General features: G+C 56.4%; 17 protein-coding genes. 10 read left to right on the top strand and 7 right to left on the bottom strand.

Annotated elements, in window-relative coordinates:
* Nucleotides 1-28: 28 nt before the first annotated feature.
* Both A4E19_06970 and A4E19_06965 read right to left on the bottom strand, forming a co-directional pair.
* A complete protein-coding gene (locus A4E19_06970) occupies nt 29-1,861 on the bottom strand; it encodes a hypothetical protein (GenBank protein OQW33080.1) in 1,833 nt (610 codons plus the stop codon).
* A gap of 114 nt (nt 1,862-1,975) precedes the next feature.
* Nucleotides 1,976-2,314, bottom strand: coding sequence for a hypothetical protein (locus A4E19_06965; GenBank protein OQW33079.1), 339 nt, complete (start codon nt 2,312-2,314; stop codon nt 1,976-1,978).
* A gap of 531 nt (nt 2,315-2,845) precedes the next feature.
* On the opposite strand from A4E19_06965, the gene A4E19_06960 reads away from it, so the two are divergent.
* Nucleotides 2,846-3,043 (top strand): hypothetical protein, encoded by a 198-nt coding sequence (locus A4E19_06960; GenBank protein ID OQW33078.1) that lies wholly within the window; start codon nt 2,846-2,848, stop codon nt 3,041-3,043.
* A gap of 6 nt (nt 3,044-3,049) precedes the next feature.
* On the opposite strand, the gene A4E19_06955 is transcribed toward A4E19_06960, so the two are convergent.
* A complete protein-coding gene (locus A4E19_06955) occupies nt 3,050-4,633 on the bottom strand; it encodes a hypothetical protein (GenBank protein ID OQW33077.1) in 1,584 nt (527 codons plus the stop codon).
* 614 nt (nt 4,634-5,247) lie between these two features.
* Between A4E19_06955 and A4E19_06950 the strand changes: the two genes are divergently transcribed.
* The 4 genes from A4E19_06950 (at nt 5,248) to A4E19_06935 (ending at nt 10,257) form a co-directional block, all read left to right on the top strand.
* Nucleotides 5,248-5,640, top strand: coding sequence for a hypothetical protein (locus tag A4E19_06950; GenBank protein OQW33076.1), 393 nt, complete (start codon nt 5,248-5,250; stop codon nt 5,638-5,640).
* A 939-nt stretch (nt 5,641-6,579) separates the two neighbouring features.
* Nucleotides 6,580-6,912: a hypothetical protein gene (locus A4E19_06945; GenBank protein OQW33075.1), complete on the top strand. Its 333-nt coding sequence runs from the start codon at nt 6,580-6,582 to the stop codon at nt 6,910-6,912.
* Between the two features lie 307 nt (nt 6,913-7,219).
* Complete coding sequence (locus A4E19_06940; protein ID OQW33074.1) at nt 7,220-9,277, top strand: hypothetical protein; 2,058 nt, start codon at nt 7,220-7,222, stop codon at nt 9,275-9,277.
* Between the two features lie 317 nt (nt 9,278-9,594).
* Complete coding sequence (locus A4E19_06935; protein OQW33073.1) at nt 9,595-10,257, top strand: hypothetical protein; 663 nt, start codon at nt 9,595-9,597, stop codon at nt 10,255-10,257.
* 98 nt (nt 10,258-10,355) lie between these two features.
* On the opposite strand, the gene A4E19_06930 is transcribed toward A4E19_06935, so the two are convergent.
* Nucleotides 10,356-11,579 (bottom strand): hypothetical protein, encoded by a 1,224-nt coding sequence (locus tag A4E19_06930; GenBank protein OQW33072.1) that lies wholly within the window; start codon nt 11,577-11,579, stop codon nt 10,356-10,358.
* 258 nt (nt 11,580-11,837) lie between these two features.
* Between A4E19_06930 and A4E19_06925 the strand changes: the two genes are divergently transcribed.
* On the top strand, nt 11,838-12,641 hold the full coding sequence (locus A4E19_06925) for a hypothetical protein (protein OQW33071.1): 804 nt from the start codon (nt 11,838-11,840) through the stop codon (nt 12,639-12,641).
* Between the two features lie 184 nt (nt 12,642-12,825).
* Here A4E19_06925 and A4E19_06920 read toward each other — a convergent pair whose 3' ends face one another.
* Nucleotides 12,826-13,239, bottom strand: a complete 414-nt coding sequence (locus tag A4E19_06920) for a hypothetical protein (protein OQW33070.1) — start codon at nt 13,237-13,239, stop codon at nt 12,826-12,828.
* Between the two features lie 126 nt (nt 13,240-13,365).
* Nucleotides 13,366-14,718, bottom strand: coding sequence for a hypothetical protein (locus A4E19_06915; GenBank protein ID OQW33069.1), 1,353 nt, complete (start codon nt 14,716-14,718; stop codon nt 13,366-13,368).
* Nucleotides 14,719-14,961: 243 nt separating this feature from the next.
* Between A4E19_06915 and A4E19_06910 the strand changes: the two genes are divergently transcribed.
* The 4 genes from A4E19_06910 (at nt 14,962) to A4E19_06895 (ending at nt 18,877) form a co-directional block, all read left to right on the top strand.
* Nucleotides 14,962-16,047 carry a hypothetical protein gene (locus A4E19_06910; protein ID OQW33068.1) on the top strand — a complete coding sequence of 362 codons (1,086 nt, stop codon included), beginning with the start codon at nt 14,962-14,964 and terminating at the stop codon, nt 16,045-16,047.
* 586 nt (nt 16,048-16,633) lie between these two features.
* Nucleotides 16,634-17,212, top strand: a complete 579-nt coding sequence (locus A4E19_06905) for a phosphoheptose isomerase (protein ID OQW33067.1) — start codon at nt 16,634-16,636, stop codon at nt 17,210-17,212.
* Nucleotides 17,213-17,240: 28 nt separating this feature from the next.
* Nucleotides 17,241-18,185 (top strand): hypothetical protein, encoded by a 945-nt coding sequence (locus A4E19_06900; protein OQW33200.1) that lies wholly within the window; start codon nt 17,241-17,243, stop codon nt 18,183-18,185.
* Nucleotides 18,182-18,877 (top strand): hypothetical protein, encoded by a 696-nt coding sequence (locus A4E19_06895; GenBank protein OQW33066.1) that lies wholly within the window; start codon nt 18,182-18,184, stop codon nt 18,875-18,877. The genes A4E19_06900 and A4E19_06895 overlap by 4 nt, the downstream gene beginning before the upstream one ends.
* A 32-nt stretch (nt 18,878-18,909) precedes the next feature.
* On the opposite strand, the gene A4E19_06890 is transcribed toward A4E19_06895, so the two are convergent.
* Nucleotides 18,910-22,032, bottom strand: coding sequence for a hypothetical protein (locus tag A4E19_06890; protein OQW33065.1), 3,123 nt, complete (start codon nt 22,030-22,032; stop codon nt 18,910-18,912).
* Nucleotides 22,033-22,201: the final 169 nt, after the last annotated feature.

Here is a 22,201-nt window from a genome sequence, read left to right as displayed (position 1 = left end):
GGCTCAAGCTCATATCTCATCGTTCAACCTACTCACCCGAGAGAAGATGTCTTCTTTTTGGACCTATAGGATTTCGTTGGTTTGCCAAATTGCCACTTCCAATGCCACCTAATTCCCTAATCCGATTTTGTTCGGCGATTTCCCGCGTGGTTTTTCCACCTAGTACTTCGGTCACCTTTACCTCGTTACCTTCAGGTAGCTTCCCCGATCTTCGATGCTGCTCAAGCCTTGCCGGAATGTCACCGCTTTGTCCGACATAGGTTTTCCCATCCCTGGTCTTGAATTCATATGTCCCCTCTTTGACCTTGACCTTAGGAGGCGTACCACTCTTCCCTCCTCCCCCGCACCCCTGAGCCGCATCCGCTAGTGTATCGGGATCAGTCGCTGATTTCCGCTTAGCGAGATCAATACCCGCCGCCTTCAGCATCCCAAGGAGACACTGCTTGATCGGCCCTGGGATTCTGATCTTTTCGCCGAATGGGTCGATGAAGTTCGTCGGGTTGTTGAAGACGTAGGCATACAGGTTGGGATCACCGGCGTCAAACTCCAGCGGATCTTCGCTTAAGAACCGGCTGTGTGAGGAGTTGTAGTACCGAGCGCGGTAATAGTAGAGGCCATTGCCATCGTTTTCCCGGCCCGTGAACTGTATGGGATTCGTGGATAGACCATTCACGGTCGTTGCGCCGAATGGACTATAGGCATAGGTCGTCGTCACCGCCCCGGTGTCATTGGTCAGGGCCAGCGTCGAGCCAAGGTCGTCCGTGTGGTAGTACTCATTACCACCGGGAGTCTGCCGGACAATCGGCTCATCGATATTCAGCGTGCTCAGGTAGCTGGCATTCGCGGCGCCGGATTCAGTGACGACATCCGCGCCGTCATACAGGAAGGTCGAGGTCGCCCCGTTGATGGTCTTGGCAATGCGGCGGTCTAGCGCATCATAGCTAAAGGTGGCGCTGGTGCCTCCGCTGATGACGATCAAGCGATCGCGCGCATCCCAGGTATAGGTGTTGGTGCCGTCGTTGGTCAGATTGCCGTTGTTGTCATAGCCCAGCGTCCCGCTGTTGAATTGAATCTGCGCATTCACGGCGTTATAGGCCGCCGTCACGGCAGGCGGGAGGGCTGTGGCATTCTGAATCAGCTGGGTGACTTGGTTCTTGTTGTCCGCTGGATCAAAGTTGTGTGTGAGCTGCTCCAGCGTGGTGGTGCCTTTGGCGTGTGTGATCCCCAACAGTCGTGAAGCCGGATCATAGTTGTACGTCGTCGTGACCCCGTTGGACCGTTGCAATTGTGTGCGCCGATCCAACGCATCGTGCGTCAAGGTCGCTGAGAGTGGGCCTTGAGTGACTTGGGAGAGCTGCGAATTGGCGTCGTAGGTGTAGGACACCGGTGGCTGGGCATTGGCCCGCATGGTGAGCCGTTGACCGATCGCGTCATAGGTGTAGGTGACGATCCCCTGCGGCGTGACTTCCTGCGTGACCCGATCCAGGACATCGTAGGTCCAGTCGATGGCGCCGGAGGCGCTGTCCGTCAGCTTCATCACGTTGCCCACCGCATCATAGACGGCAGTCACGCTGGTGCCGTCGGCATAGCTGGTGCTCGTTTGGCGATCCAGTGCGTCGTACACAAAGTTCGTCTGCTGGTTCTTGCGATCCGTGAAGCGCGTGAGATTGCCGGCCAGATCATAGTCATAGCTTTCGGCGGGACGGGCCGGCAGGGCATCCTTCCGAGTCTTGAGCCGGTCCATGTTGTCGTAGGTGTAGGTCGTGGTCTGGTTCTTCGCGTCGGTCAGCGTGAGCAGATTGCCGTTGGGATCGTAGGTGAAGCCGGTGACGCCGCTGAGGGCGTCGGTAATGTGAGGCATGTGAGCAGACCTATCTGCAATTTGCTCAGCACCTATCGGTTCTTGTTCAGCTACGGCTCTCATCGGAAATTCAGCTTGTCCCTATTTTCTTTCTCTCTCCACTTATTGGTTTTTCTACTCTTCTTGGTCCAACAACCAATCAGGTTTTGCTTCATCGGAAGCCCATCCCCAGTCAGAAAACATCCTTATGCAGCCGTCTACCCGATAATCAATATCGGAAGAAGGCTCATCCAAAACACTATAACCAAACCCCATTTCAACCAACTCATTTTCTTTCCCGGAGAGATCTGAAATGCTAGTTACTATGATCATTCCCTGCGCTGAGCCAAGTTGGGGTAGGAGTGCCTGGGCCAAAATTGTATGGCCACCAATCAACTCAAGCTTGAAAGGAACAATTATGCGTATCCCAAGCTGCCGACATACATCGCGAAGTCGAGTCTGGAGTTGTGTCATGGCGTATTAGTTACCCCTAATTGGAATATGATCTACGGGCCCGACATGACCATGAGGCGCACGGATCCACGTAGTTGGGGTCAGGTCTTGCAATCATGCACCTCGCCTTCATCCCATCCATCTCTACGATGCTTGCTGGGATTGTACGAGATGACGTTGAGAAGGCAAGCAAAGACCGCCTGTCAACGCCCGCTGCTTGCGACCCTAGCCATGCGGGCGGGGGACGATCTGACAACCGCTCTCACGCTAGGTGACGGAGGCGAGGGACACAGGGATAGGAACCACCTGCGCTACGACGCATACCGGGCTTCAGCCCGCTTGAGCCGCCGGCTCCCCGTGGCCTCATGCACGCCCAGATGGTCGGCGATCTCACGCAGCCGATACCCGTACTGCCGCTAGGCCCGCGCAATCTGTGATTTCCATTGATTTGAGTTCAACTGAGAACAATCGCTCTAGCCCTGGACTTTCGGCGATCGGATGCCTACACTGCTTGCTGGAGCAGGCAAGACGCGTTGTAGATACGAGGCTGATATGAAATATCGAGTCGCTTTGCACAAATCAGAAGAAAGTTATGCCGTCTCCGTCCCCGGGCTTCCAGGTTGCTGGTCACAAGGCACGACCGAACAAGAAGCGATTCAAAACATCCAGGACGCCATCCGCGAATACTTGGCCGCCGTCGACGAGGAAATCAAAGGACAAGAAGTGCGAGAGATAGAAATCGCGGTGTAGTGTTGCCTAAACCTGTGTATTTGAGGGCCCATCGTCGCCGAGCCACTGCTTATACTTCTTGTAGTGCTCGACCTGCGCACTGCGCACCCAGTTTTCGCGCTGGATGCGCCCCCCAAAGTTAGGCAAGAGGAACTCGAATTTGTCGATGTCCGTCTGGCTCCAGGTTGCGACCTGGCTGAACCAGAAGACGCCCCGTTTGTGGAGGAACCGTTCTAATGCCGGACCGACCCCGCGGATCTGTTTCAGATCATCGGGCGACTCTCCAACCGCTTGGCCCTCAACCGACGGCGCAACGGCATCGGCACGATCCAGGTCCCCGACGGTTTCGCTCATCGTTTCAACCGGTACGTCCTCATTCTTTACGACAATCTGCTCAGCGAGAGTCTCAATCCGCTTCTCGCCACTCTTCTCCCCGGCCTGTGAAGACACGGCCCGGAGCTCAGCAATCTGCGCACGAAGATCGGGACTCACACTCGGGGGCTCGCCGTCGCCGAGCCACTGCTTATACTTCTTGTAATGCTCGACTTGGGCGCTGCGCACCCAGTTTTCTCGTTGTATGCGCCCTCCAAAGTTAGGCAAGAGGAACTCGAATTTGTCGATGTCCGTCTGGCTCCAGGTCGCCACTTGGCGGAACCACAAGACGCCCCGCTTGTGGAGAAACCGTTCTAACGCCGGTCCGACTCCGCGGATCTGTTTCAGATCATCGGGCGACGCTCCGACCGCTGGTCCCTCATCCGAGAACTCAACCGCACCGGCATGACGTAGCTCCTCGGCTGGTTTGCTCATCGTTTCAACCGGCACGTCCTCATTCTTTACGACAATCTGCTCAGGGGGAGTCTCGATCCGCTTCTCGACGACCTTCTCCCCGGCCTGTGAGGCCACGGCCCGGAGCTCAGCAATCTGCGCACGAAGATCGGCGATCTCGGCCACCTCGCCTTCCAACGCCTTGATCCGGGCCAGCTGCTCCGGATTGTCGACCGGCACCACCACCCGCCCCTCGCTACGCCTCTCCCCGACCTGTGAAGACAAGGGTTTGAGTTGAGCGATCTGCGTAAACAGCCCAGCGATCACGGCGACCTCGCCTTCCAATGCCTTGATCCGAGCCAACTGCTCCGGATTGTCGAACGGCCGATCGACGACTTTCTCCACCGGTACTTCAACACGTTTCAGCACCACCCGTTCGACCGGTACCTCGACCCGCTTCTCAACCGTTCGAACCTCCGGCGGTTGATTCGCGAGCATGATGACCTTACTCATGAGGCGTTCCACCTCACGACGCTTGTCATCTATCACTGGTCCCAGCACTACGCCCTTGATTCCCCATCCCAGGAGACCAGCTCCCACCACCGTCCAGAGCCAGCATGTCCAGTTCCCAGACATCGCGGCTGCTCTCACCGGCGCAGATACCGACGGCAATGGTGGTGGCGATGGCGGCGGCTCAATGAGTTTTGGTGTCGTTGGAGGAATTTCAGCCGGGGTTTCCAATGCGACCGGAGGAGGTGCCGTAATCGACCCTTTACCACAGAAGAAAAACGTCGTACCAAGGATGAATAAACCGAGGAGTGCGAAGAACGGGTCTTTACCTTGCATGACGGTCACCTTCGCTAAGGAGAGCACGGCAGGACGCCGAAGCAGAATATTGCTGTATAGGGAAATCCGTCAAGGGGTCGGTCTTGAACCATCGCCTACATGGTGGGGAACCAGTCTTAACTCCGCTGCACAAGCGGGACTGCCTGGCCAGCCAGTCCTGTGGGATGGTCAACGTGGTGAATGGTGATATGTTCAGATCGAATACTGAAAGATCGGCTTGGCTCCGACCGCCCCGGCGTCTCAATTCGTCAGGATGCGCGGTCGCTGCGTCGAAATTGGTGGGGCCTGTGAAGCAACATCCCTCAGATCAGCGTTGTGCCTACGACGCCAGTTTACAGTTTACATGAGTATGTATGGCGCCTGCCCGCTACGGGCGTCCAGCCCAGGTTACTTCAAGTAGACCATTGAATGGGCAAATCACAGGGAATACAATTGACTTCATCGTTCTGCTGATGGAACGATGAGGAAGATTTGGGAACAACGCATTGCGGTGGAGCGCAGCATGACTCATCTTCGCAAGCGTTACAGCACGTAAGGTGCGGTCCTTGAATCCCAGACATTGCATCGCCCTCTGGGGCTTTCTCATGGCTTCACCCGTCTACGCAGAGAGCCCCATGGCGACCCAAGTCTGCAGTCTGTTGACCGCTCCGACGCTAACCGCCGTGCAGTCTCGGATGGGCACGGGTGAAGGTTGTGCATGGCAATGGTCCAACGGTCAAGTGCTGTCGGTGTACGTGCATGTCGATCAACAGAGCGAGACGACGGCGGAGGCCAAACAAATGATCGATGTGTATTTGGAGAACTCGGCGTTCAAGCGAACGACATTCCCGATTTGTACGGGGAGCGACATGGTCATCGGTGATTTTCGAAACGGCAAAGGTCCCGGCGGCACTGGGTACACCCAGTGTTCCGGTTTTGTGTTGACCTTCAGTTTTCAAGGTGCCGACGCTCAACGCCATTTAACAACCGTGGCGAAAAAGCTCGCCGGCACAAACTTCGCTCGTTAACATATGACCATTCGGCCATTCGATAGCACCATCGTTCACGTACGCAGTGAAGCGTAAACCCCAAACGGACCACACCAGGTCGGTCTTTTCTACTCGTCGCAACAGAGGTACCGTATCATCATTCGAGTGACGGAAGGATACGAATCATGAAGAATGTCGAGATGACGGTTGAGGGAACCGTGTTGACGATTCGAGTCGATCTCTCGAAAGAGTACGGCCCGTCGTCAACGGGGAAGACGATCATCATAGCTTCAACGGAAGGGAATGTGACCATTCCGAATCGGCAAGAGAAGATCGGGCTCAATGTATACCGAAAAAAGTAGCACCCGGCGCGACTATTTGACCCTACCTTTCCCACCAACGAGTCCGCTTCCTTTTCCGACCGGCTCTTGACAGATTAGAAACAGCGCTCCAGGCCTATCAGTCCGTCTGCGATCCACAGAAAATCCCGGCGGCTGTGGATAACCATGCATCTGGTGATCGAACTAATAATTCCGGTAAGCTTGTTCGTAGAGTGTCCAGCTGTTTTGCTAGGAATGCGCGAAAAACTAAAGACTAGGACATAGACCCCCTATTAGATGTGGTCATTCAGGGACGGGGCGGACGCCTAAAAAGTAGGCAGTTTGATGAATAGATACGTCATTTGCACATCGTTTGGTCCACAAGCCGACTTGTTCACAAGGTTATCCACAGAAGATGGGGACCAAGACTGGGTACCCTACACCTCGAATGTCACCTCTACACGACGAACCCTCAACTGAGGATATTTCTCCGCCGGTTTCTTGACACCCTTCTGACCTTTCTCGGACAATCTGGCGCCCTGGGATCTCTGAACAACTTTGAGGCACGAGTATATGCCGCTCACGAAAGTAGACCGTCGCCTTATTTCATGAGGTCCGTTGGTTCATCAATTCAATTGAGATCTCAGGATTTCTGGGGATGGTCATAAAACGCTTGTACTATGTTGCCCTAGTCGTCGCTTCGATGCTTCTAGCCGCCTGCGCGTCCCCAGCCCACAAGTCGGGAGGAGGATCGGATGGGCCTGGGAGAGTGACGGCAAGTGGGTACACCAAAGAAGGTTGTCTGCTCAATCTCAAGCTCGCAGCCCGCGAGAGAAAGGGGCGACTGGTGCCCGACGACGTACAAATTAAGACGAACTGGCTCATGCTTGTCTTCCCATTCTTGAATCAGGAAGGCTACCACTGTTCGGGGAGTTTCACCGAACGAGAGAAACGGTCCTTGAGCAAAGACCCGCTCTACCCGATGGAGTAGGGCCGGCTACGATGAGGTTCGGCACTGTATCTCATCTGACGAACCGACGCGGCACTCTCCGGCACATGATCGATCACGAGAGCGAACAACTTCATTGCCCGTTGCAAAGTGGATCACGAAGGCGATAGGATCGATTTCTCTCTCTTCCCTCTCATGAAGAGGGGAAAAAACGCCGATGTCGATTTGAAATTGAACTCAAGTGCTTCCTCCTATGCTTCATTAGCGGATTTCATGTCACCCTGGAATGCGTGAAGTCCGTCGGTGTGGCGCGAATCATTTGTGGCCAGTATTTACTTGTGGGTGAGACATGAGCATCAAGTTATCCGCCTCCGCTCTCGTAGTCATCGCCATGATGTGCGGAAACGTACCGGTTTCGATGGCCATCGTTCAGCCGTTGGGGATCAGCCCATCCGTGGAGTTACGACCGGATCGTGCACAACATGCGCGTGCTCCTCTTCCGTTCTTCTATGGCTCGATCAATGAACAACGTGGGCCAAACAGGCTGAACGTTCCCCACGTCTACCAAGTGTACGATGAACGTATCTCTCCAAACACGCCGTCCCCGGCAACGCAACTTTCGAAGGCAGGGGAAGGAAAGAAGCCGCCCCTGGACCAGCTTCAACAGCAGCTCGCGGCAAAGGAGAAAGAGCTGTCCGCGTTGCGCGAGCAGCTTACGACTGCAAGTGAGCTCCTGAACCTGGAAAAACAACACGTCGGTTCGCTAGAAACGCAACTGACCCAAAAAGATCAGGAACTCAACGCCCTGCGCAATCGAGGAGAGTCAGACGGCCCGGCGTCGCAAGATGAATCGAGCGTGGCGAGAAACAATCTCCAGCAGACCTTTCTTGAGAATGCAAAGCGACGGATCGGCGAGCTCGTTCTTCAGCTCCACGCCAAGGAGAATGAGCTCGCAGCCCAGCGAGCCAGCGCCCATGAGAATTCCAAAAAGCTTCGAGAAGATCTTGCGTCACAGACGGACGAGCTCAACCAGGCCAAACGCCGCATCGCGGAAATCGAACAGCAGATGGCGGCGACGGCGAAGGGACAAGAATTGATTCAGGCCAAGCGCCGGATCGCTGAAGCCGAACAGCAACTGGCGAAGAAAGAGCAGGACTTGGCGCTGGCCAAGCGCCGGGCGATTGAAGCCGAACAGCTGACGGCGGGGAAAGACCATGAACTGGCACAGGTCAAGCGTCGCATCGCCGAAGTCGAACAGCAGATGGCAGGAAAAGAGCAGGACTTGGCGCTGGCCAAGCGTCGCGCGACCGAAGCCGAACAGCTGACGGCGGGGAAAGAGCAGGAACTCGCCCAGGCCAAGCGCCGGGCGATCGAAGCCGAACAACAGATGACCAAGAAAGACCAAGAACTGGCGCTGGCCAAGCGTCGCGCGACCGAAGCCGAACAGCTGACGACGGGAAAAGAACAGGAACTCGCGAAGCGTCGTGCCACCGACGCGGACCAGCAGACCGTAGCGGGGAAAGAACAGGAACTACTGCAGGCGAAGCGTCGTGCGACTGAAGCAGAACAGCTGATGGCAAGAAAAGAACAAGAATTGGCGCAGGCCAGAGAGGACCTCAAACAAGTCACGCTAAAGCTGGCGGAGCTCAATCCCCAGCTCATGGCGAGGGACGCGGAACTCGCACGCACAAAGCAATTACTGGCCGACAGTGAACGCAATCTCTCCAGACCAGCCGAACCGGCTCCCGCTCAAGAAGAGAATCCTCCCGCCCTTCCTTTGCAATCTCTCGATCAGAATCTATCCGTCACGAACCTGCTTGGGCCCACCGCCACGGCCGCAGATGACGAAGATTCATTAAGCAGCGATCTCGGCAAAATGAATGAGAGCCTTGCGAGCCTTCTGCAACCCGAACTCAAAAAGGGCAGTGTAACCCTGAGGCAGCGAGGCAATAAATTGACCCTCGCCTTTGCAACCGGTGAGTTATTCTCCACAGGTGACGCCACAGTCACGCTCGGAGGGACCTCCCTGCTCGAGCGAGTCGGAGCCGTCTTGCATGGATTCCGATACCAAAGCGTCGAAGTGGCTGGGCATACCGACAACACACCGCTTCGGAACGACCTCCGGAAAAACTTTCGGGATAACATCGAACTCTCCCGGATGCGCGCTGAACATGCCATTCAGGTACTGGTCACTGGAGGGCTTGAAGCCGACCGGGTCAAAGCCGTGGGATACGCCGATACCAAACCTATCGCGGCCAATGACACCGAAAAAGGTCGGAGCAAGAACCGGCGAATGGAAATCGTGATTACACAGTGGTCAGAATCCGGGAGCACGGCAGGCGACGCAAAGGCGCAAATCGGCAAGAAACTTCAAGGGTTCTCCACTCAGCCGGTGACGAATCACTGACCTGGCGAAAACCACCCTTTACATCATGAGCTTGGACAGAGTTTGGCGCTTTCGACCTCCCAATCTGCTCCCCGCACCCCCTATTCCACCATGACCACTTGTTCCTTCACACATCCATCGCGAGCGGGTAAGCCCTCTGTCATCGATGACTTCGGTTCCAAAGAAATGCCTGCCGAATGAGGCTTGACATAGTATCGCTTCGTACGGATAGTACCCCCAATTTCTTAGCTCGACCGATCGGCGATCAATCTCTGGAGGAGCCGAAGGCTTGGTTCCTTTCGCGTGGCTTGCACATCGTTCACTGCGGAACACAGGACATGGACTATCACGCCGAGATTCCCGCCACACCTGAAACGAGCGAACATTCTCGAGTCAGACTACTCGCCGCCCTACTCGATACCCATCACGTCACCTTTTACACCGTCATCAGCGTGATCCAAGCCACCTGTTTCGGGTTTTTGGCATTGGTCTGCTTTGAGGAAGGGAAGCACTTTACTCCCTCCCACTGGCTGCTCGCCGCCAACACCTTGATCATCTTCGCCCTCGTCTGGAACGGATTCATCAGAGGATTCGTCATCCTGTTATACGTTCCGAAACTCGCAGACGGTGTGATGCCGTTCGCACTTGGAGCCGCACAGTGTTTTGCCGTGTATTTCGTAGCCCATAGCGTGCACGGGTGGTATTGGAGCATGGCGGCTCTGTGTTTCATCGGTTTTCTGGGTTACATCAACGCCGAGGTCAACGCGAAACTGAATCCGTCGGAAAATGCGCACATCATGGTCTTCTACGGCAAGCACCTGCGCATGCTCCAGATCTCCTCCCTGTTTCTGGCGCTTCTGTGCGGGGTAATCGCGTACGTGACCGATTGGTCGGACACGACTCTGGCCTGGCTTTCATTTCCGCTGATCGTCGGATATGCAGTTGGAGAAGAAGTGCTGTGGCTGCGTTTGGAGCGGTTCGCGCGACGAGTCGGCGCATAATACCACCCCATACGAGATGATCTCACGATTCAAGAGGTACAACGATCGCGTGATCAGGGGGCGGCGATGTAAGAACGGTCGTGGAACCTATTGCACGACTAGCGTGCCACGATCCCTAACCGTACGAGGCCGGAGATGTCCTCGATATCGGCAGAATGGGCGACCCGATTGGTCACGCGGTTGTACCCTGCTTCGACCCCCACCTTGGTGGCCCACTCGGCCGACGAATATGCCGTCCAATCCACGACACCTCTCCACCTGAGATTTTCATTGTGGATTAGCCCATCGGAGGAATAAAAACTTGAATAGTTACCCATCGCGCTGAAGTGTAACTGCGGATTCCGCTGGTAACTGAACGCGAGTGAGGCGGTTGGATTGTCGATGCGTACGCCGGACCAGGATTGAAATTCTTGACGATAGGCGAGAACGGGTGAGATGGTCAGCGTACTGATCGGACGGAGAATGGCCGAAAGGGTCTGTACTCTGATGCTGCTATCGGCGTTGCCGCGGAGGAAATCGTTCGCAAGGATATAACTTGACGCGAATCGTATATCCCAACCCGGGCGCTGAAGGACCACGGCGCCTTCAATCGTATGGTTGGAGGACCGTTGCGAAGTCACGCCTATGGGATCGAGGAGGCTGTTCAGAGAGTTCCTCGCATAGGTGATGCTGAATTCCGGCCACAAGGGCTTGTTCAGAATCAATCCAACCCGCCCATAGGTCTGCTCCAATCGGGATCGTGTGATTTCAGCTTCGACATTGTTCCACGTTTGACCAACGGCATTTCGGAACGTCACCCATCCATTTTTCCATTCACCCCAAACCTCCCGCGTCGCCCGGTCTGGGCTCAGGAGGAAACCTCGTCCTGCCTGACGGAACGTCACTCCGTATCGTAGACTTCCCTCTGAGGCGATGAGTCCGATTCTGAACATGCGTGCAGATCCATCGGTTCGGGTCGGCACTATAGGAGACATCGGCCAGGTCATTCCTGTTGGGCTGTATGCAATTTCCGCCTCGGTCGCCAATTTTCCCTCGAACCATGTCGTCATCGCCTGCAGATGTTCGATCTGCGGGCGCACGGCCTCCGGAGTCAGGTCCCGGAAGCGAGGGGACACAACGGAGGGATATTGAACATGCGATGTGAAGGTGGTTCGAACTCGTTCGGCTTGAACGAAAGTGGGATCAACCGTCTGCAGAGTCGAAAAGCCTGCTGACCGATGCGAGGTTGGTGTGTTCCGGAAGATACCATCGCTGCACCAGGCCGGTGAGACGGCGCCGGGAAGCAACGCGACCAGTGTCGATACCAATAGAGGTCGCACCATTTAGGAATCCAACCATTGTCCAGTCACCTTGAAGTGTAGCAGTCGCGATTATGGCCATAAGCTGTTGATGTATTGTCGTAGTTGGCTATCTTGAAGGTCGCGAAAGCCAATTCATGATGCAGCGTTGACTGCTCAGAACGCCCTTGCGTTCAAAACTTTCCTGGTAAGATTGACACCCCAACAGACCGCAGATAGGGTAGCGCCGTGACGCGACATCAGGATGGAAAGAATAGCGAACGAATCGATACATCTGAACCGATGTATCGGCTCGCCGCGACAGGCCGTCGAGAGATTGAAGATGAGCGCCTAGGCCTCCTCGAAAACATCTTCGATCCTATCTCCCGCCAGCGGCGTGCCTGCGTCCAACCAGGCTGGCGCTGTCTCGAAGTGGGCGCCGGCCGCGGATCGATGGCCGTATGGCTTGCCCAGCAAGTCGGGGGCAACGGCCGAGTTGTGGCCACCGACGTCGATACCACCTCCCTCAATCGGCTTGACCTTCCCAATCTCCAGGTCCGCCGGCACGACATTCTCAACGATTCACTGGATGCTTTAGGCCTCGCTTCATTCGATCTCGTCTGTGCGCGCCTTGTATTGTTTTGGCTTGCGGGTAAACAGGAGATCGCCATCCGCCGCATGGTGGAGTGCTTGCGACCGGGCGGATGGCTCATCGATGAAGACGGCGACTGGGGGATGGTGGCGCCGGTCGACCCAGCCCATTCACACTACATCCCATATCAATGCGCCTGGAAAAACGGCGAATGGTGGGCCGAACGTGGATATGATCCGGTTTTTGGACGAACGCTACCGGTACTGTTCGACCGCTGTGGCTTGGTCGATATCCGTCATGAAGTGAGCGCATCGGTAGTCCGTGGCGGCAGTCCCTGGAGCCGGTGGTGGGTACAAAGCTTGGAAGGGATACGCGCCTCTGAACAGGCCGGTGGAAGCCTGACCGAAGTACGAGACCAAGAATACAGTGCGCTCACCGCCCCTTTGACCGACCCGTCTTTTTGGTTTCTCACTGCGCCCATCCATTGCTGCTCGGGACAACGAAGGACCTCCTGAGCCACCTGGCACGACCGACCAACAGTTCGCCAGGCCTCTCCTTTTTCTAAGGGTCAGTCTGATGTTTTCCCACCCGCGCGACTCGAACACGAGTTTAGATCTTCGCGAAACCACCAGACGGTGAGAGCAAGAGAACGTCGCGGTACGGAATGAAAGGGACACCCTGAGGTCGGCCACCGTGATGTTATGGACGGGGGATTGCGGCAGAATGCGGTGCTGACTGGAGCGCGGTGACCATGCCTCTGTCCAGACGTGTGACCTTCCCGTTCCCGTCAGTCGCCGCCAGCCGAGCCAAGCCTTTCACCACCACACGGCCGGTCACCTTCTCGCGCACGACATGCGAAAATGTCAACGCAGCCCCTGTCACCTCGCCGACTTCGGTGTCGATAACCAGAGTTTCTCCATATCGCCCTGGTGAACAGTAGTCCACTTCGGCATGCACGACCACAAAGATGGTGCCCTGTTCCATCAAGGCCGCGACCGAATACCCTCGCCCTTCAAGATATTCGGTCCGGGCTCGCTCAAAGTATTTCAGATAATTGGCATAGTAGACGACCCCGCCGCAGTCGGTGTCCTCGTAGTAGATCCTAATTTCCATACACACTGACGACGGATAGCCAGTTGGGAATTACACGATCGGATTGACTCACGAAGTGAGGTCAGAGTTCAAGAGAGAGGACTTCCATACCAACAAGGTCCTCTCTCCATGATTGATTCCAACTCCTCATGATAGGTCAAGGACAGGAAATTTCGGCAACGACGCCTCATTGACGCCCGACAGTTTGACGACCACATCGTAGAGCTGCTGCACTCGCTCCGCCTTGATGGGCTCGAAGCCGTGGCCCAACACCGCGTGGTTCGCGGCGTCCAGCAATGGCTTCATCTTCGGCCATTCCTTTAAGAACGCCTGACCCAGCTGATCACCCAACCCGGCCAGCACACGAAACTGGGCTTGAAGCGGCAGTTTGTATTTGCCATCGACGTCTTCCAGGTAGCAAGTGCGGCAAGTCTCTTGAAGCGCTTGCGGAAGCTGTCCCGGCGAAACGTCCCAACTCTTGATCTTGTAGGACTTATAGAGCCGGCCTTGCGCGAACGCCTCCAGAGCGCGAACGAGCGCCGTCATAGCCGTTTCGGGATCGTGGCGAACATGGAGTCTCCTATTCACGGCCGCCAGCAGGTCCAGTGCGATGGATTCTTTGACCTCCGCCGGATCCAACACGACTTTTTCAAGGAAGCTCGCGTTGACCTTGAGCGAGGGGAGAATCGCTTTCAGTCCGGGAGGTCCGCCCCATAAGGAAGCCATCTCAAGGGCCTTGATCGCGGTCTTCAATTTGTCCCAAGCCTGGCGGTAATGAAACCGTTCCCATAATTCATAGCCCTCGGCTAAGTCCTTTAAGGCACGATACAGCGGCTTCTGTCCGCCACTCACCAGGAGTTCGATGTCGTGAAACATGTTGGCGGCGGCGTGAAACAAGCCTCGGTTAAACAATTCACATCCGTCTCGGCGCGATACCGCTCCCTGCTCATCCCATGGATTCGTCTGAGTCCAGATAAGCGTTCTCGGACCCAACTCGATACGATCGCCCTCCAAACCTTCGCGCGCCTGAACCAGTTTGATCACCCGCGAAGTCCACGGGAACGCGGCCAAGGTAAGCGCTCCAGCCATCGCCGCGGTTCCTCCACTGAGGTCCACGACCAGCTCTCCCGGCTGAATCTCCCATGTCCTCAAGAGATCCGGTAACGACCGTGCGATCGTCCGATACACGGAGGGAAACTCCGTTGCGTCTGTCACCACGATCCAATCCCATCGTCTCGGCATCTGTTGGATCTTCGGCTGTACCTCCGATTCCACCAAGGCTTTGCTGCCTTCAGGCAACACAAAACACAACGTATCGGGGGTGAGTCGGTTGATCGAATAAACCGCCGAGGCCGTGTCATCGATCAATGCGATCACGAGCGTCTTGACGGATTGGTCTTGTGTCATGGCGCGACGACTATACCATTGGCCATATGTCTGTTCAATTCGACAGGCAGGCACACAAAAGGGATCGGGGACAATGGTTGTCACCTGGAACATTGATTCGGTTCCCTCAGGGGCATGACACTTCTCCAAAAGGAAGCGCTGCGATCGAGCATAATAGAATCTCGTATTTCCCAAATCTATTGCCTTATTCCGTCTAGCTGCGAGCTTGCACTATCTTTGCCGTTATGCAACCTCACCTACCATGGACAGGAGGAGGGTGAATCATGTTTGATGAACGCTGCAAAGAGACAGAACTAACTCGGCAAGCCTTATACGACCTGGTGTGGTCGACACCCCATGACCAAGCTTGCCAAAGAGTACGGAATTTCAGACGTTGCCTTGGCCAAAATCTGCAAAAAGTTGAACGTCCCCTACCCTTGGCGCGGGTACTGGAGACGCAAAGAGACAGGAAAAACAGTCAAACAATCGCCGCTCCCGCCAAACACTGATCCATCCAAGCAGGCAGTGACGATTCACCGTACCATCCGACTCGAATCTGTAGTACCACTCTCAGAATATGCCGAGCAACGGATCACCGCCGAGCAAGCTTCTGAGCAGAAGATCGTTGTGCCAGACCGACTGACCAATCCGCATCGATTACTTGAAGAACACTTAGCTGAATGGCGATCGCCGAAAGTGGATGACTACGGTGCCATTTGGTCAGGGAACATCAGACAGCTCAACATACGCGTAAGCCCGACAAGCCTTGGTCGAGCCCTGCGAATCATGAACACCCTGTTCAAGGAGCTCGAATCCCGCGGCTATCCAGTTGACATTCGGGACGGCTACGACAAGACTCTGGGAGTTCGTATCAATGGCGAATCCATCGAGTTCGGGCTTGAGGAACGATTTCAACGACTCGACCATCCGGATCAGAAGAATTCGCGACTCGAATCGTGGATGCGCCGCCGGTATCAATACATTCCGACAGGCAATCTCTTTTTGAAGATTGGCACTTGGGGAATCGATGGCATCCAAAAGAGCTGGAGCGACCGAAAGACCACTAGACTTGAAACGTGCCTGAATGACTTTATCGTGGGATTAATCAAAATCGCCGAGGCTGCCAAGGTCCGCCGACTCAGACAGGAAGAGGAAGAGCGCTTGCGGCGTGAGGCCCAACTTCGGAGACAAGAAGAGGCGCAGAGGCAAGAAGAAGAACTGGCCAGACGGCGAGCACTAGAGCAAGAGGCCGCCAACTGGGCCAAGGCCCGACAGCTTCGAAACTATCTCGCAGCGCTCAAGGACATGCTGGTTTCCAAACACGGCGAAGTTCAGTCAAAAAGCCCGACGGACCAATGGCTTAGGTGGGCCCATCAACATGCCGATCGGCTTGATCCGTTGATCTGTGAAAACCCAATGAGTGATGAACCTATCTCAAAATAGTTGACGGCAAGAATCCCTCTCTAAGTCCGGTAATGCTTCGCCCGCGCGACGACCAATGGGACGGATTCAGCGCTCAAGAGGAGGACCTGATCGATGTTGCACGATGGTATGAGCGCCGAGCCGAAAGGCCGGTGCCATATGAAAAGGTGCGGCAAAACCTGAAAAAGGCCGGTCGTCTGTGACCTACCGTCTGTCATCAAGCCATCTGCCGGCAAGGAACTGGAACGGCTTGACGATCAGGTATTGCGCCGGATCGATGCGGCGATACTCAGGCTGAAAGAGAATCCTCAACCGCAAGGTGCGAAGAAATTCACCTGGAGTTCCCTTGTATCGAATCCGTGTGGGCACCTATCGAGTGGTGTATGAAATCGACAACGTCCGAAAGCAGATCACCGTGGTAACCATCGGCCACCGCCGTGAGGTCTATCGTCGATGAACCGAGAGCTTCGCCGAAAACTCGACCGGAACACCCATAATTATTTGGGCCGAAGGATCGCCAAGCCGGTTGCTTACATCAACAGTCTGTCTCAGACAATACATCGCGCCTGAGTTTGACACGACGGACCACCTCCCCTAGAATCGCGCTATGCAAACGATTGTTTTGACCGCTTTTGCGGACAGCGCCCGCGTCAAGCAGCAGTTTGCGCGCGATCACGCCGATCGTATCGTGCAGGTCGCGACGCTCATCGCCAAGGCGTTCCACAACGGCAATAAGGTGCTTCTGTTTGGTAATGGGGGAAGCTCGACCGACGCCGCGCATATCGCCGCGGAGTTCGTGGGACGATACAAGCGCGAGCGGGTGCCCTTGCCCGCCATCGCCCTGGCGACGGACATTGCCGCCATCACCTGCATCGCCAACGACTATGGCTATGAGGAATTGTTTGCCCGCCAAGTGCGGGCGCACGGCCGACAAGGCGATATCGCCATCGGCATCAGTACGAGTGGGAATTCTCCCAACGTGCTGAAGGGGATCGAAGCGGCCCGCGACTGTGGCTTGACCACGATCGCCTGGACCGGCGCCAACGGCGGAAAGCTGGCCGGGTTGGTCGAGCATCCATTCATCGTCCCATCGACGGTCACGTCTCGGATTCAAGAAAGCCACATCACGCTCGGCCACGTCCTGTGCGAATTGGTAGAGGATCATCTCCTTGGGAAAGCGTCCTGATCGGACTGCCTCGGCTCGGCCTCCCGCCTTGATCCCTCCGATCAATGCGTCTGACCTCACGACCTATCCGCTGAAAAAACGACACAGCAAAGTCCGGCTTTCGGACTTGGCTGCGCCGTGGAAACGCGGAGGAACCTTCTCGACCTTCTCTTCCCGTCTACCGGACATTTTGGCGGTCAAGACGTTGCGGGCAGTCACCCAAGCCATCGTGAAGGCGCATCGAAGGCGTCGCCCCGTCATCCTGGGAATCGGAGCCCATGTGATCAAAGTCGGACTTTCGCCGATCATCACGGACTTGATGGAACGAGGCATCATCACAGCCGTGGCCATGAACGGGGCCGGAATCATTCACGACTTCGAACTGGCACTCATGGGTCACACGTCCGAAGAAGTCGATGCCGAGATCGATGAGGGGCGGTTCGGCATGGCGGAAGAAACGGGACGGATGCTGAATGAGGCCATCGCACGAGGCGCGAAGGACGGCCATGGGCTGGGTGAAGCCATCGGACGCTACATGAACCAAACAGCGGATCAATTCCCACATCGAGCGGTCAGCATTCTCGCCACGGGAGCGAAACTCGGTATTCCGGTCACCGTGCATGTCGCGGTCGGGACCGATATTATCCACATGCACCCCTCGGCGGACGGCGCAGCCATCGGAGCCACTTCTCTCCTGGACTTCAGGCGTCTGACCGCTGTCGTCGCCGGGATGGAAGGTGGCGTCTATCTGAACGTCGGCTCGGCCGTGATTCTGCCGGAAGTCTTTTTGAAGACACTGTCGCTGGGGAGAAACCTCGGCCATTCGATCGCCGACATTACGACCGTAAACATGGACTTTCTTTCCCATTACCGGCCGCAGACCAACGTCGTGCGTCGCCCCACACAAAAGGGCGGCCAGGGCTATTCCTTGACCGGCCATCACGAAATCATGTTGCCATTACTCGCGGCGGCCGTCTTGGAGGAATTGGGATGAGCCGTACTCCCGCAGCCTCGAGCCTTTCGATACTCTGTTCTTCCGAATGGCTACAGGCTCGTTGGCAACATTTGAACGGACGGTATTTTGCTGGTTCACTCAGGCCGATCGAGATCGTCTGGAGTCAGCGTCTGACCGCCTCGGTCGGGATGTTTGCTAGTCGAGAGGGGCCAAAGACATCGTACCCTTCGGCCATCACGCACCGTCGTCGCGAAATTCGCCTTTCCGTCCCGCTCTTCGAACAACTCGCCGCACGAACACCCTACGCGGAACAGGAGTTGCTCAACACCTTGGCTCATGAAATGATCCATCAATGGCAGTTCGATGTGCTGAAACGTCGACCGGATCATGGCCTGGAGTTTTTGCGGAAAATGACACAGATGAATCGATCTGGAGAAGTAGCCGTGACGACGTACCACTCGTTGGAGAAGGAAGTGATGGCCCTCTCGAAATTCGCCTGGCGATGCCGAGACTGCGGCCATCTCTATCGACGGCAGCGAAGAACGATTCAACCGAAGCGCCATCACTGCGGCGCCTGTCGGGGTCCATTGGAGGAACTCGTATCGCCCGCTCAACTGATCGAGGATCGTTCCTCTCCATCCCCACCCCATGCCGTCGACTCATCATCCCGCTCCGACCGACCGAATCGGCTCAACGACATCCCCGAGCAATTGACGCTTGGATTGTCCTGACGGCTGAATAGGCCTTGAGAGGCAACCGCTTGTTATGCGGCTTCCTGACTAGGATCGATTCGGGAACATTCCTGTTCCCGGTTGACTCGATCCAAAACCCCGGCCAGCGTGTCTATCGAAATAGGTTTGGGGAGATAGTCGTCCATCCCCGCGGCCAGACATCGTTCTCGGTCTCCCTGCATGGCGTTCGCCGTCATGGCGATGATCCGTGCCGGACGGCGGGTTCCGGACGCTTCATGTTTTCGGATCAGGCATGTCGCCTCCAATCCATCCACGTCCGGCATCTGGCAATCCATGAACACCACGTCGTAACGAACGCGAGACACCGCTTCGACCGCTTCGCGCCCGTTGGCCACGACATCAATGCGATATCCTAACCGTTGGAAGAGGCGAACGGCCACTTTTTGATTGATGACGTTGTCCTCGGCCAGGAGGATGCGGAGATCCACTTGAGCTTTGGATTCCGCGAGCGTGTGCCGCGTGACGAGCGGCGGCTCCTTCGCAGCCGACGTACCTGGCGCAACGGGGCGTTGCGTGATGACCGCGACGAGACAATCGTGCAACTGTCGCTCGCGGATCGGCTTGGTCAAGTAGGCTGCCAATCCCGCTTCTTTGGCCGTCTTTGCATCTCCCCGTCGGCCCAACGACGTGAGCAGCACCAGTTTGGCATCGCCTCCTTCCGTCCGTGTCTTTATCGTACGCGCCAATTCGATTCCGTCCGTCGGACTCATGTCGACATCCAACAACGCAAGCGCGAACCGCGGTTGCCCGTCACGGCGGCTCAGGGCGTCCAACGCCTCGGAGCCGCTGCGGACCACCGTCGGGAGCATGCCCCATTTCCTCGTCATCAGCTCCAAGATCCTTCGATTGATGGCCTTGTCGTCCACGATCAAAATGTGAAGATCCGTCAGCACGGGGGCAGAGAGATCGGCGGTCCGGGAATCTTCGGCCTGTTTGCGAAGAGTCACCGTAAACCAAAAACAACTCCCCTCTCCGACTCGGCTCGTCACCCCGATCGTTCCCCCCATCATTTCGACAAGACGTTTGCATATCGCCAAGCCGAGCCCCGTCCCGCCATACTTTCTGGTCGTGGATCCATCGGCTTGGCTGAACGACTGAAACAGCCGTTCGCGTGCTTCTTCTGCGATGCCGATGCCGGTATCCGTGACCGAGACGCGAATCCTCGCCTCCTCTTTGGATTGCGTCTCGACCGTCACCTCCACCACCACATCGCCGCTTTCGGTGAACTTGATGGCATTCGCCGTCAAGTTCATCACGATCTGCCGAAGACGTCCGGGATCACCAAGCAGATACCGCGGGACATCGGCATGGAACAGACAAGCTAGATTGAGCCCTTTGGATGACGCGCGTTCCGCCACAAGATCCAACGACTCGTCGATGGCAAGGCGAAGGTCGAATTCGATCACTTCCAAATCCAGCTTTCCCGCTTCGATCTTGGAAAAATCGAGAATGTCGTTGATGACCGTCAACAGATGATCGCCGCAGGCGCGAACGGTTTCCGCATATTCCCGCTGTTCCTCCGTGAGGGCGGTCTCCATGAGGAGACCGGTCATCCCGATGACACCATTCATGGGTGTGCGGATTTCGTGACTCATCGTCGCCAGGAACGACGACTTGGCGTCGGTCGCAGCCTTGGCTTCCCTCAACGCGGCATCCAGCTGGTGATTGATCTGTTCCAATTGCTGCGCATTGCTCTTCAACACGTGCTCCGATTCTTTCCGACTCGTGATGTCACGGATAAACGCGCTGAAGATCACGGAACCCTCGATCGCCAACGGCGTCATGGCAATCTCGATGGGAAATTCGCTGCCGTCGCGCCGGAACCCGATCATTTCAACCAGCCTGTTGGTCATGGGCGCGTCACGAAATTCTACGAGTCGCTGAACGTACTCGCGATAGCCGGCGCGATGAGACGGCGGGAAAATGGTGTCGGCTACATCACGCCCGATCACCTCATGAGCGGACCAGCCGAAAATCTGCTCGGCCTGCGCGTTCCACTCGGTAATTCGACCCGCACGATCCATCGTCATCACGGCGTCCAGCGCGGTGTCGATGATCAGACTGGTACGGGCTTCGTTCTCGTGCAGCGCCGCTTCCACTTCGGTTCGTTCGACGAAAAGACCGATCTGTCTCCCGATCGTGCCCAAGGTCTTCAGTAGATCCCAATCCACGGCCTGAGGCTCGCCGCTGAAGAGCTCCATGACGCCATAGACATTGGCCCTGAGCCAAACCGGAAACGAGCAGGCTGCGCGCAGCCTGCTCGCCCCTTCGACGGCTCCACGAGTGAACAGAGGGTCTCTTGTAATATCCTGTACCCACACCGGTTCGCCGCGGGCCCAACAGTGCCCCGGGAGATCCTCCCCCGCAACGTGGGCGTCCTGTCGGCTCCTGCTCAAAAACTCCTGCGCCACCGTTCTATCCACCGCCCAGTCCTGCGTGCAGACGATGGTTCGCCGGTCGTCCTGCACCCGCCAAAACAAACCGGCCTGCCAATCGAGATTGAGCACAATGGCCTGGAGGAGGTCAGGGACCGCTTGTTCGACCGTGGAAGTGCCGGCAAGCACTTTGGCCACGGCATGCTGGAGGGCTTGCCGACGATCGGCGCGCCTCTGTTCTGTCACATCCCGGACGACGCTGAGAACCGCGTGCACCGTGCCGTCAGCGGTCGGAAGCGGGACGAACGTGATCTCGGCCCAACGGACCTGACCCGATAGTCCGACGAGCCGCCCCTTTCCGCAGGTTTCTCGGCCTTCCTCGGCCGCCCTATGCATTTCCTCGATCTGCAGACGATCGTTCGCCTGGATATACGTTCGAATATCGGTTCCCACGATCTCTTCTGAAAAACCCGCATCGAAGAGGAGACAACCGGCAGGATTGATTTGAAGCACCCGATAGTCCCGTCCCAGCACCAATATCCCATGGGGTTCCGCTTCCAAAATACTTCTGAGCCTCTGCTCGTTTTCTTGGAACTTGGCTCGTTCAGCTTCCGCGCGGAACTCATCCACCCGCGCCCGCCGGGATGTCTGCATAAGGAAGAAAATCAAGGGAGCGACCAGCAGAACATTGGCCGCCGCAATGATCCAGAACATGCTTATGCCATCGGTCATCATGATCCACGCTTCGGGCACACCCATACCCGGAACCTTCGAGTTCGTTACGTGCTCTATCGGTCCATTGCCTGATGACTTGAGGGTCGCGTCACGACCCCCGTGTAATGTTCTCCCTCCTTCGAAGGTCCTCAGGAACCGGTACCCTACGAGCTTTCCATGTAGCCGACGCCACGGTCTGCGCGGTATGATGGTC

Origin of the sequence: Nitrospira sp. SG-bin1 (genome assembly GCA_002083365.1) — a bacterium.
Classification (GTDB): domain Bacteria; phylum Nitrospirota; class Nitrospiria; order Nitrospirales; family Nitrospiraceae; genus Nitrospira_D.
The sequence above is the reverse complement of the archived record's forward strand: the minus strand, read 5'-3'. Positions and strand labels throughout refer to the sequence as shown.